A 15,059-nucleotide genomic window follows, 5' to 3' on the forward strand; every position below is an offset into this window, starting at 1 on the left:
CAGCCGCCCGATCAATATGGCAAGCAGGACCTATCCTTTTTGAACCTTAGGCGTTGGGAGGCATCAGAGCGGTATTTTACACGATTCAAACCATTTATTGATCAGAAGATAGAGGCTGGTGTCAATAGTTAGTTTGATGACGTTCTAAGAGGTGAGCTTTGTCGTCAAGGAGGTCGAGCATCACGCATGGCAACTGATCTTCCACCGAGGAGACCAGCACATGGCAGAAACAACAAAATAGGCGAGAGGGAGGCTTTAACACTTCCTCCTCGCCTATTCGTGTTCATGCATTTTGCTTAGGGTTCAACTACTTATTCTGGTGTTCCTTGGGTTACCCCATGGATATACGTGAACGTCGGGGAATCGACGGCCCCTTGCCCTGGATTATAGGTGAAAAAGTACTCGATGGTATCGCCATTTTGCAGATTATTTACAGGGTAGGTATAGTTGCCGTTCCCTGCCGGAGTCATGGCTACGTTCAGCTGACCGCCGTTATTGAGCTTATAGTGTAAGTCGGCAAAGGTTGCGCCGTTCACATAGAACAGCAGGTCATTGCCTGTTTTCTTCAGACCCCGGACCTCATCGCCGATGATGATAGTACCGGATGGTGCTGGCACAACCGTGATGGTGGAGACGGCTGTCTTATTGCCGTCGGCTGTTGTAGCTGTAACAGTTGCCGTGCCCGGAGAAATTCCTGTCACGAGACCATTTGGACTCACAGAAGCTACGCTGTTCCCTGAAATGCTCCAAGTGACCTGCTTATTCGTTGCATTAGACGGAGCTACACTTGCGTTCAGTTGTACACTTTTTCCGACTTCGACCTGTGCAGTGTTCTGATTCAGCGTTACTCCGGTAACCGGCACGTTATTACCCGGATTCTGGCCGTTGCCTTCTTTATAGACACGCACATAATCGACCTGCATTGTTGCAGGGATATCGGATGGGTCCGGGGTATGGCCGCTGTCAAAAAATCCGCCGATCGCCAGATTCATAATGAGATAGAAGGGCTGATCGAAAGGAGCATTGGGATTGTTCGGTGCAGCTACAGAATACCATTGATCTCTGCTCACTTTAAAGAAGAAATTGCCGTCCACATACCATTTCATATTATCTTCTTCCCAGACCATGGAGTACACATGATAATCATTGGCGAAGGTCTGGCCTTCAGAGAAGTGATATTCACCCGCAATATATCTATTCACCGGCCATTGTCCGCCAAAATGTATGGCGCCGCTGGTCGTGCCAGGCAAGCGTCCTTTGGCTTCCATAATATCAATTTCGCCGGATGCGGCCCATGCACCATAGGCTGAATCTTTCGGAAGCATCCATAGTGCTGGCCAGACACCATTGCCTGTAGGCAGCTTGGCACGGATGTCTACTCTGCCGTACTGGAAGGACAAATGATCCTTGGTGTTAATCTTACCAGAGGAATATTGTGCATACCGGTTTGGGTCCTGCGGAAAGGATTTGGAATCGTGTAGCGCCCTGATATTCAGCTTTCCGTCCTGCACAAATATATTTTGTGCACTGTCTGTATAGTGTTGAAGTTCGGCGTTACCCCAGCCCCAGCTGTTGGGATCATCAGTGATATAATACCCTTGCTCATAGCTCCATTTGCTCGTATCGAGCGTGGTTCCGTTAAATTCGTCCTGCCAAATGAGATTCATACCCTCAATGGTCGGGTCGGTTGGCGTTCCGATGGCAATGTCATCATGATCAGAGACATCCGGACGCGGGGCATCTGGATTGCCAATAAAGGTGTAGTTGACGTAATTGTTGCCCACATTACCGCCCGGCTGTCCATTTAATGGATAGCCTATACGGATTTGTATATCCTCTTGGACGGGCTGGAACCAAAGGCCATAAATATAGTCAGCCCAGTATCCCCACTGGTTAGCATCGGACATGTTGTTATAGCCGTTACCAGCATATACAAATCCACTCTGACTGGAATCACTCATAGCCACCCATTGTCCGTTAATATTGATCTGGTATACGTATTTTCCAAGCTCGGTACCGATTGGCGCGCCTCCATCAATCTTGGGCAGCGGTACACCTATGACACCTTTCGCATCTGCAGTAAAGGTCGTTCCATCATAGGGAGTAAGAACATAAGAATTTCTTACAGGTTGATTAAAGGTGAGGGTATAGACGACGTTAGCCGAAGAGGTTTTGGATTGTAACTTTACATTGATCGACTCCGTTATGGTGAACCAATAGCCACCGCCTCCTTCGGTGAATTGTCCGAAGTTGTTATCATAGATCCAGCCGCTGGCTGCGTTATTGTCAATATCAATCCAGGTACTGCTGTTTACAGGTTTTACATATACCTTCAAATCGTCAGCCACTGCTTCATACGTTACAGAGGAATCGTTGTTGAAGGCAGGATAAGTAAAGCCTGCACTGCCGGTAAAACCTGCCGTAATCTGCGGTCCTTGTGTAGGTGCCATAGCCGTGATGGTTGTTTTGTTTATGTTCTGAAATACTAGGGTGTAGTCTAGCGTTACCCCATTAGCTTTGGAGTACAGCTGAATCTCAGTGGTTGCGGAGAGCGTGAACCAGTAGCCATTCAAGCCGCCGTCGCTCCAGTGTCCCCAGTTTTGGTTATAGGTATAGCCGCCAGCACTGTCAATATCAACCCAGTTGCCAGCTACTTTTACTTTTACACCCACATCATCGGAAACTTCATTCCAGGTGGCGGAGCCTGCATTGAATGTAGGCATGACAAATCCGTAGCTGGCTTGCCCAACCCCGGATTTTGAGATGACAGGCCCGTCTGCTGCTGAAAAATAAGCCATAGAAGTAACGGTCTTCCCTGCTGCCAGAACCTTCGATGTTGGCAACAGGCCCATACCAGCCAATAGTACTATTGCTAAGAATAAACTCAGTGCCCTCTGCTTAAAACCACTCTCCGTTTTATAAAGTCGCTTCATACTTGCCCTCCTGTAATAAAGTATTAGTTATAGAAACCGCTTACATGTAGGAACACCTTTATTCTATCGAATATAATAATCCGCTAAAAGGTACAATTATTTTTGTTATAACCCAATTTTTTGGCTTTTGATAATATTCGTGTATTTAAGCAGTGGCCCCCTGATTTATAGCGCGGTGTCCTGATACTTCTCTTCTCTGTCATGCTTCCGGCGAATCATTTGGCGGTACTCTGTAGGTTGCATGTCCATGACATCCCGGAAGGCCCGTGTGAAACTTTTGTAGCTTTCATACCCTACCATAGTGGCTACCTCGACGATTTTATGATCGGTCTCAGCCAGTAGCCGACGAGCTTTATCCAAACGCACATCGCGCAGGTATTCTGCAAAACCTTTGCCGATATTCTTCTTGAACAGGTTAGAAAAATAAGCATAATTAAGTGACACATGGTTGGATACCATCGCCAGATCCAGTGGTTTATGATAACTTTCGTGTATAAAACGAATGGCCTCATTCAAATCCTGCGAGTTACGATAGCTGCATTTATATTCATAATAGAATTGGTTCAACCGAAGCAGCTGTTGTTGCAGCGCCTGAATATAATCACGAATGCCTGGATAGTCGAACAGATTACGCAAACATTCGATGTCCAGCGCTTCTTCCCCCATATATGGGCGGATCACACGCACGTATTCCTCCAGCATCTGCACGATGGCGCGGCATAGCTGCTGGGTGTATTGGATGTGATAGCGTTGCAGCGTATCTTTGTGAAATATCTTAGAAATGCCTTGGGTGATGGTGCCGCTGTTCTTGCTGCCGACTAACTGGAACAGGGCATACAGCTCCTCATAGGGAAGCTCCCACTGCTGCTCCAGCCGCTGAATATGCGTGGGTAGAATATAGCTCTTCTCTGGAAAAAGGTAACTGTGGCGATACAGCTCCAGCGCTTGTATATAGCTGCGGGGCAGTTCCTTCAACCCTTGCTGCGGGCTGGTCATAGCGGTGATGGCATCGATCTGGCTTGCTTTGAGAGCGGCCGGAAAGGCGCCCGTATCATCTACGGAAGCATCCACAGCGAGGACGAGATATGGGCGGTGCTGCAAGCATATGCATCCTTGTTTGCCATATATCCGATAGGCAATAGATTCCATGCTGTGACTGCTATGGGCTCCCGGTTGGTTAATCCATAGTTCCTCCCGTAGCAGGCACAGACGGTAATTACTCCACAACTTTGGATTCTGCTGCTGGGTCTGGAGGAGCCATGCCTCATCGCTCACCGCCCCCTGCATATACATACTCAGTTCCTTGCGGTCTGTCTCTTGAGCACGACGGGAGATATGCTCCATATTGCGCGAGAGCGCCTGCCGTGTTTTGATTTCATGCGCTACATGTTCTACCGCGGTTTGCAGATCTTCACGTTTCACAGGTTTAAGCAGGTAGCCCTTTGCCCCAAGCTCGATGGCTTTTTGAGCATACGCAAAATCACTGAAGCCGCTAATAATCAGGTATTCCACCTCGAAGCGTTCCTCTTTGCTCTGCGCCATCAGCATTAATCCATCCATATCAGGCATCCTGATATCTGTAATCACTAGTTGAATGCTATGCTGACGCAATACTCCCAAGGCCTCGATGCCGTTTACGGCACAGTAAATGTTGTCCAGCTGCAGGGGGAATTGGCGCAGCATGGCCTGGAGCCCATCACGAATATGCTTTTGATCATCAACAATCAGAATATTGATCATACTCTACCATCCTCCAAGATTCACATTTTCCCAAGGCAAACGTATGGTTACACAGGTGTAGGCACCTTGCACACTGTCAATCCAAAGACCGCAGCCCTTGCCATAATGAAGCTGTATGCGTTTATGCACGTTCTCCAGGCCCAGTCCGTTTTTGCTGGTAACAATCGGTGAATCCGTGTCGCCCAGCAGCACAGCTTGCAAACTGTACAGCATTTCCGGGTCAACACCTGCACCATCATCTCGTATCTTTATTAGCAAAAGGCGGTCATTCTCTACAGATACGGTAATTTCGATGTTTACACTGCCTCCCGAAGGGGCTGCGTGATGAACGGCATTTTCGACGATGGGCTGCATGCACATTTTCGGAATTGTGTAACGCAGCACCTCTAGGGGGAGATCCGCCATCAATACAATATTGCCGCCCTCCATAAAGTTTATGAAGCGGATATAGCTGTGGATGTTGGCAAGTTCATCGCTAAGGGAAACCGTATCGCTGCGCCACTGCATGCTGTAACGCAGTTGTGAACCGAGAGACACTAACGCATCGGCGATTGCCGGCTGTCGTTGAACCTCTGCGAGCATACGAATAGATTCCAGCGCGTTATATAAAAAATGTGAATTGATCTGTGAATGCAGGGAGTGCAGTTGTGCATTTTTGGCAACCAGTTGCTTATCTACCACCTGGGTCATCAGATGTTTGATCTCGTCTAACATGTTATTGTAGCTGACGGCCACTTCGTCAATTTCGTCACCGGTTTCGTTCGCCCCGAGACCGGTATCGATTTTTGCATCCAGTTGGCCTTGCCGCACCTTGCGCATAGAAATCAGAACCCTGTCCAGCCGCCTAAATATCCGCCGGGTAGTATGTGATACGAGCAGTAACATCAGTAGCAGAACACATAATGTGATCGCTACAACAAGTAGATACCAGCTCCGCGGGCCTTTCATCAGTGCCTGATGAGAGGCAATATCCACGACATAAGCGTTCAAAGGGGCAATGTAGCGATACAAAGCGTAGTAAGTCTGGTCGCCGACCTCGACCTTAATAGGGCTACTCTGCTGAATGACATCCAGCCGCTGATGAATACTGCCCAGAATTTTATCCAACTCCTCACCGGCAGTTTGAGCAAAGACATGCTCAGGATTGTATACAGATCGGGAAGGGGTGGTTCCGTCCATCACTACAGAAAAGAAATCTCCCCCGCTATCCTCAAGCAGGTCACTGAAAAAGACGTTATGCTGGGCGCGAATTTCCATAATGGTAGGGCGTTTCTGCTGCTGTCCCTGAAGGCGTACCAGCCGGTAATAGGATAATGTATGGTCGCCATCCTTGAAAGCAAATAAGCGGTATGCCGCACCGCCTTCCTCCCGAAGGGTCACCCAGTAGTCCTGCGGCTGAAACTTGTCATAATGGTAGATTTCAGGCCAAATCTCAAAAAGGTTTGGATTATCGACATAGAAACTGAGCTCACTGATCATCTCGTGGCTTTGAATGATATTATGCATTTGCTCAAATTGATTTTGTCTAAATTTCACAAGACGCAGGCCATCCCCACGCATATTGGAGTGAATAAAATCTACAAATGCCTTTTGATTCAGCGCAGTAGAGGAAGCGTTCTCAATAATACCCATTCTGCTGCGTAGCTGTTCATTAAGTCGTGAAACATGACTGCTGCCGGTGGCCATAGCGTCCTTGTATAGCTGGCTTTCCTGCGTGCGGATAAATAAAAAGGATACCACAATCGCAGGAATGGCAATCATCATACTGAAGGCCAAAAATAATTTTTTGGATATGCGGGAATTGCGGTAAAGCTTTTTCATTTTAGTCAGCAAATATTTCATTTAATAGCCTCCTACCCTTGTAATATACCATATATTACAAATCGTCTGGTAGGGAACCAGGCTGACTCGCCAATGGGGAGAATCCGCTAAAAAGGGAATACCGACCACCCTTTCGGTGGCCGGCAGTAATCTTAATATGGGCATTATTACTCTGCCATTTTGGACTTTCGCACATCCAGTTCAGCTTGGCGGAATTCCATCACCTTGTCAAAGCTATAACTCTCGCGGCGGTCAAGGAAATTCTCGAAGATTTTATCGAATTCTGCCTCATTTTTAGCTGTAATCAGCTCAGGCAGCACTTCCTCCCAGTTTTGAGAAATACGCGACCAGGCTACCGATACATCAGAATCGCCTTGTGGATCTAAGCCCTTGTAGATACCACTGTCAATATCAGCCCGTTGGTTGGCGAAGTCCTCCATTTGCTTAAGAACAGGGGCTTTCTCGGGTCTCCACTGGTTGATGATTACAGGGTTTCGCATCATCCAATAGGTATCCATGATGCCATATTCTTTCTCCATTTTCTCAATATCATTTTCGAGTAATTGTACCATTTCAGGCTTCAGCTGTGGTTTGCCGTCTACCGTTTCCCATGTTTCGCCTTCCTTGCCAAGGAATACATCGCGCTGGCCTTCTTCGCTGGCCAGATAGGTCAAAAAGCGGATGGCCCGTTCAGGGTTTTCGGTGGATTTGCTAATCATCGTTACCATCCAGCCGTCCATGTTACCAGGGAATAGCTTAGGGTCATCCCCTTTGCTGTTCTTTGGGCCATCCACTGCGATGTAGTAAGAATCCGGATTTCCACTTGCAGCCAGCATAGGATTGACAGCCGCCATCCCAGTCCACTCGCGAACCATCATGAAATAACGTGCATTGTTCGTTTTTTCCTCGACCTGAGTGTCGGAATCTACCAGAAAGTCTACATTAATCAGCCCGCGCTCGTATGCCGTGCGGAAGGTTTTTAACCAGGTAATATAATCGGGATCAGTCATGCGGTCGTATACTTTTCCGTCTTTCTCCTGCGGGACGGCCAGTAAATTCTGCAGATATTCGGTCATCCCGTAAGGGACATTCCCTTGCGCAAAGAAGGGGCTGATAGGTTGGCCTTTATACTGTGAATACTTATCCTTCACTAATTGCAATGCACCTAGAAAGCCCTCTGGCGTGCTAAGATCCGGGCTGCCCATCTCTTCATACAGATCCTTCCGCACCAGGAAAGTCTGGTTGGCGGCTGTCATTCCGGTTTCATGCATCAGGTTGGGGCTGTAGGAATCATTCGGAACACCATAGGTATTTCCATTTTCCTGACGATACCATTTCAGTGTGCCATCGCCGGCGACCTTGAAGAAGTAAGGATCATACTTGTCAGCCAATTCATTCAAGGCATAGACATGATCGCCTTCCCATAGCTTTTTGACAGCCGTTTCCCATGAACCCATCGAGATCAAGTCTGGCAGCTTGCCGGAGGTCATCATCAGGGTAATATGCTCGTTCGCTTCGCCGGAGGGTACTTCTAACTTGATGTTGACACCTGTTTTTTCCGTTACATACTTGGAGACCAAGCTGTCTCCCCAAGTGTGGGCGTACCAGTTAGCGCCTACAAACCAAGTTAGATCTACAGGGCTGGTGTCGAGCTTCCATGCCGGTTCATCGGGATTGAGCGTTGCTTCGCTTGGCGGCGGGGATGTACTGTCCGTGGGTTGTGGTGATGGTTTGTTATTGGCTGAATTGTTGCTACAAGCGGCCGTGCCTAGTGTCAGAATTACGGCCAGAACGAGGGTCAAGCCTGGCTTGATCAGATTGCGTTTCATCACATAATCATCCTTTCTCTGCTGCTTCTGAATTTTTTAAAATATCCGTTTCGAGACCTATGCACTTATCCCTTAATGGCGCCAATCATCACCCCTTTGACCAGATAGCGTTGGATAAAGGGGTAGACTACGAGAATTGGTAATGTGGCTACCATCATGGATGCAAATTTGATAGAGTTGCCGGGCAGCCTAGCGCCGAATTGTGCCATCGCTTGCTGCTGCATGAAAGACATGGAATTCTCTGCAATAATTTTGTACAACATGGTCTGCAGTGGAAGTAACTCTTGCGATCGAATATAGATGACGCCCTGGTAATAATCATTCCAATGATAGACCGCTGAAAAAAGCGATATGGTCGCAATAACCGCCATGCTGTTGGGCAATACAATTCTGAACAGAACGCCATAGTCTGAAGCACCGTCTACCTTCGCAGATTCCTCCAGGCTATCGGGAATGGTGCGGAAGAAGCTCATAAAAATGACCATATTAAAAAAAGTGTACATGGAAGGAATTATAAATACCCAAAAATTATCATATAAACCCAGCTTTGTCATCAGAATAAACGTAGGGATCAGACCACCTGAGAACAGCATTGTAACCAGTGCGATTTTGAGATACACTTTGCGGCCGATTAGATTAGACTTGCTCATTCCGTAAGCTATAACAGCGGTAAAGAATACATGCATCGCTGTTCCGAGTACCGTGCGCAGCGTGGTGATGTAAAAACCGTTCATCATCGTCTTATCATTGAATACAACACTATAGCTGGCCAGTGATAATTCTTTGGGAAACCAGTTGACGGTGCCCAGTGATGCCTGCTGCGGCGCATTAAGTGAGTTAATGAATACAAACCACATCGGGTAGAGCGTTAAAAAACAAACCGCCAGCATCAGCAGGGTATTGCAGACTTCAAATACTCCAATTTGCTGAAACCTTTTGCGTCTTTCCATACCTCTGTTCTCCCCCTTTAAAAAATGCTGTCGCCGGTTAGTTTTTTGGATGAGTGATTAGCCAAAAATAACAAACCTAGCGCTACAATAGAGCGGGCGAACAGGACGGCTGTTGAGAAAGAATGGCGCCCGGAGACCAACCCCATATTATAGATATACAAGTCCAGGCTTTCCGCCATCTTCATGTTCATGTTGTTCTTCAACATAAAAATCTGCTCAAAGTTACTGCCGAGTATCCCGCTGACCGCGAGGATGAACAAAATAGCGATGGTGGGGCGTATGCTCTGAATGGTGATATGCCACATACGCTGCCGTCGATTTGCGCCATCCAGCTCGGCCGCTTCGTACAGTCCCGGATCAATCCCGGATATTGCTGCTATGTAGATAATGGCGCTCCAACCCGTTTCTTTTAACGTGTCGGTGAAATAGGTAATCCACCAAAAGTACTTAGGGTCGCTGTTAAACAGGATTTGACGATCCTGGAATCCGATTGCCATCATCAACTGATTGATCACACCGCCCTCACCCAGCCAATTGAGTGCAATGCCACCAAAAATCGTCCAGGCAATAAAGTGCGGCAGGTACGAAATGGTTTGTACCGTTCGCTTAAATCGAAGACCCCGTATTTCATTGAGCATTAAAGCAAACAAGATCGGAATGGGAAAACCCAAGATCAGCTTGATGCTGCTCATCCCCAGGGTATTGCGGATCGAACGCCAAAATCGATCATCCGTCAAAAAATCGTGAAAATGCTTCAACCCCGCAAACGGTGATTCTAGTAAGGGTTTGGCGATGCTGTAGTCCATAAATGCAATAATGAGCCAAAACATGGGGAGATAACAAAAGATAAACATCCAGAGGATTCCCGGGATAACCATACTTTGCAACTGCCACTGTTTAACAAGCGCTTTCATTTGTTCCGTTCTGTATTGGAACATGTACCGTACCCCCTTTCTATTTCATCGTATGAAAAAGCGCATAGGAAAAAAAGCCCAGGATTATCGACCCTATCCCATTTTTTTAGATTGGTTTGACCAGGCGTAAAATTTAAGTATGCTGTGATTAAATGAAGGGAGTGTGCGAAGAATGAACAAGCTCGTATGGGAACAGAATTTCTTAGATAGAAATGCCGATTTGAAGCTATGGAATCTCCGCCTTGGCAACGATTTGTTAGATAATGATGGAAATCCCTTAGACCCAGGTTGGGGCAACGGTGAGCAGCAGTATTATACGGATCATGCCAGCAATCTATATATCGATGAATTTGGCTTAAACTTGTGCGCACGTAACGAATCCATCGATAAGGATGGACGGCATTTTGCATATACCTCGGCCCGTTTGGATACAAAGGACCATTTTTCCTTTTGCTATGGGAAGTTAGTCGTGCGTGCTAAGCTGCCGGTAGGGCAGGGAATATGGCCTGCCATCTGGCTGCTTCCGCAGGAACAAGCTTACGGTTCTTGGCCGGCTTCTGGTGAGATAGATATTATGGAGGCCAAAGGCCGCTTGCCTAAGCAAATATCCGGAACGCTGCACTACGGGAAGGATTGGGAACATCAAATCGTGGAGGAGTTCACACACCAGTTCGAGAGCGGAACCATTAATGAATTTCGTGAGTATGCACTGGAATGGGATGCAGGTTCAATTCGATGGCTGGTAGATGGACATTGCTTTGCAGAACGTCGCCAGGAGCCGGGTGTAATGCCCTTTGATGAACCCTTTTATCTGGTGCTTAACCTTGCGGTGGGCGGCTGGTATGACAATGTGGCGGTGGACGAGGCTGCACTGCCAGCGGTGATGACGATTTCAGGGATATGGCTGTACCAGTAATTAAGACAAATAGATATTTGGCAATCTATAACGTTCCAAAGAAAGGTCCATCCTACAAGGGATGGACCTAGAGCTTGCTGTTACAGACAGCACGGTGAACCGTATCACAAGTATGGGAGAGTTTTTTGGAAAGCCTCGCAACGGTCTTGAAAGTGGTGTTTCGGCTGTAATGAACTTCGGCCTTTTGCTTTTACCAGTGCTTAGTTAATGCTGTTTTTTTGCACAAAGCTCCTGCCACTTCATAAGCCAAAAATACTGTTCATCACAAAATTCTTTAGATACAGATTGCATCCCTTGACACCGCACTATTCTTGATATAATTTGAAAATGCCTTATCGCAATAAAATCTAAAACAGCATGCGCCCCCATAATAGATTTCCATACTGTTCGAGTTCAAGGGTTTTTCCTGAATGGAAATCTAATTCTCGCATAATAGAGATATAGTCGTCGACATACTCGGTTTTTGGTCTATTTTTAAGTTTATCGGGATATTTATCCATCAAATTATGGAGTTGCCCGATCTGTATTCCGATGCTTTCCGCCTCGATCTTACCATCGGGCATGGCTCCCTCAACATAATCGTATAATATTCCTACACAGCAACCATCCTGACTACTGAGAATAATATGGCTTTCATTTTGCTCAGTTCGAATAATAGAAACCGCCGGATATGAATTTTCTTTCAAATAATCAAGAATACGAATCGTCTGCAATGCGTCATCTGTTTTGAAGCTGCGGTATATTTTAAGCGTATACCTTCTATCCTGACTCTGTAAAAAATATAACTTACCGATCATCTCCCGATGAAGTTCGATATGCTTAATATTTATAGGATATGAACGGTTGATTTCGTTGATAAGGTTACCATAATCCATATAATACATTCTCCTTTTCGGGGTTTCAGTAATCGATCAGGGTTCTTATCCTTGTTGCATTGAACGAGAATGTGGCTGGCATCCGCGCGGTGAGCTTAATCATAAGAGACGCCAATTTTTAATCCTTACATCCCATCTGGTAGAATAGGTGAAAATATATTTTTATATTCTTTTTTATATTCTATTAATTTGATAATAGGCTTGGGGAGGTAGACATGGATAAAGAGCTAATCGCACAGCTGGCACAGTGGCATGAAGATGATGAACACCAGAAGATAGTTGATACCCTGATGGAGATTACTCCAGAGGACAGAGATTACGAGGGGGTCAGCAGTCTGGCAAGAGCGTATAACAATCTGGGACGTTATGAAGAAGCGCTTGAACAGTTTGCGATGATTGCGGAACGGGGGCAGGATGACCCGTTGTGGCATTTTCGTGTGGGATATTCCTACTATTATCTGAATCGGTATGAGGAAGCAGTAAGAGTGCTAGGTATCGCTCATGCCCTCGATCCTGACGATGAGAAAACGGCCATGTTACTGAACTTCAGCCAGCGCAAGCTGCGCAAAGAACAACACGCCGCATCCAGACGGGCAATTAAAGATTCGCATAATGATTCGAGGTCGGCGGCAACTCCCTTTGAAGGGATGGATTTCTCCGACTTCTGGGACGATAGCGATTATGCGCTAAGAGAATATGTCTCCGACCCGCCTACGGACGGGCTGATTGCTTCTGTAGAAGAAGAGCTCGGTTACAAGCTTCCTGACTCCTATATCCACCTGATGAAGCAGCATAATGGGGGAGTTCCTTACAATACTTGTTACCCGACGGAGGACGCGACCTCATGGGCTGAGGACCATATTGCGATTACAGGCATCATGGGCATTGGACGCGAGAAAAGTTATTCACTCTGCGGTGATCTTGGCAGCACGTTCATGATTGAGGAGTGGGGATATCCTGACATCGGCGTTGTAATTTGTGACTGCCCTTCGGCAGGTCATGATGTCGTAATGCTGGATTACCGGAACTGCGGGAGGGACGGGGAACCCGAGGTAATTCATGTGGATCAGGAAGATAATTTTGAGATTACATTCCTGGCCCAAGACTTCGAGACGTTTATTCGTGGACTGATCAGTGAGGAGGAGTATGATACCTCTCAAGAAGATAAAGAAGAGGATCTGCGAAAAGTAGCCGTAGGCAAATTCTCACCTTTGCTGGCGCAGCTGTGCAGTCGTGTGCCTGAGGTGGAACAGCTTGACCAGAAGATCCGTAGAATCTGTACCCGGATCGTAGAAGAGAAGGGACACTTTTCCTTTCATGCGGATGAGCTTTCTACTCTGATGTATGATGTGCAGTTTTGGCTGTACACAAGCTCTTATCCGAATACGAGCCGTCAACAATATCTGGATGTGTATGAGAAGATAATCGCTTTTGGCGGCGAGTTCGGTCAAGGCGGGTATGCGCCCGGCTGGATCAGCGACTGGCTGGATGGGCGGATTCAGGAAGGGCTGATCGTTCAGGAGAACGGGATGCTTCGCTTCTCGGATCAAGCCCGATCTGAGGTCATTGCAAGGCTCGAGGCGGAATGCGCAGACGCGAAGCTTGATTGATCACAAAAATAATCACAAGCTGGACCGTAGCACATATAGGTAAGATATCTCTTTTCATAAAAGTAAGAGCAACCCATACTTCATGTAAGGGTTACTCTTTTTGATGATGAATCAAGCCTAAAGTTAAGATTGACCCTAATTTTTACATATGAGAAAATAATGGAAATTTTAAAGATGAAGGGAAAATAATGTTATGAGCAATCTTTTCCAATTCATTCCTATTAGTCAACTAGCAGATAAATTTCCGGAAGGCTCTTGGTGGGCGAAGTTTTACCAGGATTTCAGTGACGAGCAGCTTGCTGCTTATTATGAAGGGGATTTAACACTGCCTTCTCTTAATCTGGATTGGGAGCAGGCTTTTCCGCAACAAAAAGAGGTAATTATCATTTTTATAGATGGGAATTTTACTATAGACAATCTCTATAACAAAGAAACAGACGGTGCTATAGGACTTATGGTGGCCGGTAATATGAGTGCGAAAAATATAGCTGTAGGCGGTCAGGAAATTTATATTTCGGGCAATCTGATGATTGAGGAAATATTGTGCGGCTCCTACAATCATGGGGAAACGATTGTGGAAGGTGATCTCAGCGCTGCAGTTTTAGTTCAGGATGATGAGTACAGCATCAAAGTTGACGGACAGAAATCGATTCCCTGCTTAGTAAATGTGTGGGAAGGGGACGGCGTATTTCAGGAGCTTCCGGTGGATATTCATGAGGTGTTAATCGATGAAGTTTTTCTGGATGTGGAAGAGGGGGAAGAGGAAGCCGACTTTTCCTTTGGCACACTAGTGAACATAATTAAAGAAGGGCGTTCCGTACTGAAAAAAATAAATGAATCCCCGACTAACAAGAAAGCTGTTCATTTATATTTCACCCACAACACGATCAATGAGGAAAATATATTGAAGTTGACGCAGTGTATTTTAATGCCGAGTGACAAGCCGTCTTTTAGATTTTGGGAGCAAGACGTTTTTTTCAAAGTTCAACTGGAGCATATAGATGCTGACGGAGAAGAGCGGGATCTTAGCATTTATATGAATAATAACCGGCATCACTATTATATTTGGCTGGAGCAAGATCATTCTGTAGGTTTGTTGAGGAGAACCATAGATGAAGGGTCTGAGTGGGAGGACATTTCAGAAGAGTCTCAGAAACAACTAGCAGAGATTAGCGATTGCTGGACGATGTTGCTGACCTGCGCGAATATGGCTGAGCTTTATTTACGAAACATTGAGGTACAGTATGTGGAAGACATTTTGCAACACCCCGTAATTCAGAAATTAGTTTCGGAAGAGGAAGAAGAGGTGGATGACGGGTTCTGGGACGGCTCCAAATGTTACAGCTTCCGTCAAGCGCATACGGACGAGGACGGAGACCTCCTGCATGGTCGGATTGAAATCAAGACACCGGAGGGAGCATATTATTTTTATACACTGGATAATGGAACTTATGTTTCCCGGTATTATCAG

10 protein-coding genes are annotated in these 15,059 nt (G+C 46.4%); 3 read left to right on the plus strand and 7 right to left on the minus strand.

All coding sequences use genetic code 11. The features are described 5' to 3' along the window. Window positions 1-311: 311 nt before the first annotated feature. The 6 genes from CA598_RS29020 to CA598_RS29045 form a co-directional block, all read right to left on the minus strand. On the minus strand, window positions 312-2,933 hold the full coding sequence (locus CA598_RS29020) for a family 16 glycosylhydrolase (protein ID WP_094878727.1): 2,622 nt from the start codon (window positions 2,931-2,933) through the stop codon (window positions 312-314). A gap of 165 nt (window positions 2,934-3,098) precedes the next feature. Further along, entirely contained in the window at window positions 3,099-4,673 is a 1,575-nt protein-coding gene (locus CA598_RS29025) for a response regulator (protein WP_094878728.1), read from the minus strand. Window positions 4,674-4,676: 3 nt separating this feature from the next. Continuing rightward, window positions 4,677-6,515, minus strand: coding sequence for a sensor histidine kinase (locus CA598_RS29030; protein ID WP_094878729.1), 1,839 nt, complete (start codon window positions 6,513-6,515; stop codon window positions 4,677-4,679). Between the two features lie 146 nt (window positions 6,516-6,661). Then, window positions 6,662-8,296 (minus strand): extracellular solute-binding protein, encoded by a 1,635-nt coding sequence (locus tag CA598_RS29035; protein WP_179283792.1) that lies wholly within the window; start codon window positions 8,294-8,296, stop codon window positions 6,662-6,664. 92 nt (window positions 8,297-8,388) lie between these two features. Continuing rightward, on the minus strand, window positions 8,389-9,273 hold the full coding sequence (locus CA598_RS29040) for a carbohydrate ABC transporter permease (protein ID WP_094872780.1): 885 nt from the start codon (window positions 9,271-9,273) through the stop codon (window positions 8,389-8,391). 17 nt (window positions 9,274-9,290) lie between these two features. Then, window positions 9,291-10,211 carry an ABC transporter permease gene (locus tag CA598_RS29045; RefSeq protein WP_094878730.1) on the minus strand — a complete coding sequence of 307 codons (921 nt, stop codon included), beginning with the start codon at window positions 10,209-10,211 and terminating at the stop codon, window positions 9,291-9,293. 148 nt (window positions 10,212-10,359) lie between these two features. On the opposite strand from CA598_RS29045, the gene CA598_RS29050 reads away from it, so the two are divergent. Beyond that, window positions 10,360-11,103, plus strand: a complete 744-nt coding sequence (locus tag CA598_RS29050; RefSeq protein WP_094878731.1) for a glycoside hydrolase family 16 protein — start codon at window positions 10,360-10,362, stop codon at window positions 11,101-11,103. 347 nt (window positions 11,104-11,450) lie between these two features. On the opposite strand, the gene CA598_RS29055 is transcribed toward CA598_RS29050, so the two are convergent. Further along, window positions 11,451-11,978: an aminoglycoside phosphotransferase/kinase family protein gene (locus tag CA598_RS29055; protein WP_094878732.1), complete on the minus strand. Its 528-nt coding sequence runs from the start codon at window positions 11,976-11,978 to the stop codon at window positions 11,451-11,453. A 215-nt stretch (window positions 11,979-12,193) separates the two neighbouring features. On the opposite strand from CA598_RS29055, the gene CA598_RS29060 reads away from it, so the two are divergent. Beyond that, window positions 12,194-13,588 (plus strand): SMI1/KNR4 family protein, encoded by a 1,395-nt coding sequence (locus tag CA598_RS29060; protein WP_094878733.1) that lies wholly within the window; start codon window positions 12,194-12,196, stop codon window positions 13,586-13,588. Between the two features lie 193 nt (window positions 13,589-13,781). Next, window positions 13,782-15,059: hypothetical protein (locus tag CA598_RS29065; protein WP_094878734.1), on the plus strand; the 1,278-nt coding region annotated here is incomplete at its 3' end.

The organism is Paenibacillus sp. VTT E-133291 (assembly GCF_002264395.1).
Classification (GTDB): domain Bacteria; phylum Bacillota; class Bacilli; order Paenibacillales; family Paenibacillaceae; genus Paenibacillus_AQ; species Paenibacillus_AQ nitricinens.

What these genes read in the sequence shown, in the direction of transcription:
- CA598_RS29020 (WP_094878727.1), bottom strand. Translation starts at nt 2,933, where the DNA reads ATGAAGCGACTTTATAAAACGGAGAGTGGTTTTAAGCAGAGGGCACTG.
- CA598_RS29025 (WP_094878728.1), bottom strand. Translation starts at nt 4,673, where the DNA reads ATGATCAATATTCTGATTGTTGATGATCAAAAGCATATTCGTGATGGG.
- CA598_RS29030 (WP_094878729.1), bottom strand. Translation starts at nt 6,515, where the DNA reads ATGAAATATTTGCTGACTAAAATGAAAAAGCTTTACCGCAATTCCCGC.
- CA598_RS29040 (WP_094872780.1), bottom strand. Translation starts at nt 9,273, where the DNA reads ATGGAAAGACGCAAAAGGTTTCAGCAAATTGGAGTATTTGAAGTCTGC.
- CA598_RS29045 (WP_094878730.1), bottom strand. Translation starts at nt 10,211, where the DNA reads ATGTTCCAATACAGAACGGAACAAATGAAAGCGCTTGTTAAACAGTGG.
- CA598_RS29050 (WP_094878731.1), top strand. Translation starts at nt 10,360, where the DNA reads ATGAACAAGCTCGTATGGGAACAGAATTTCTTAGATAGAAATGCCGAT.
- CA598_RS29055 (WP_094878732.1), bottom strand. Translation starts at nt 11,978, where the DNA reads ATGGATTATGGTAACCTTATCAACGAAATCAACCGTTCATATCCTATA.
- CA598_RS29060 (WP_094878733.1), top strand. Translation starts at nt 12,194, where the DNA reads ATGGATAAAGAGCTAATCGCACAGCTGGCACAGTGGCATGAAGATGAT.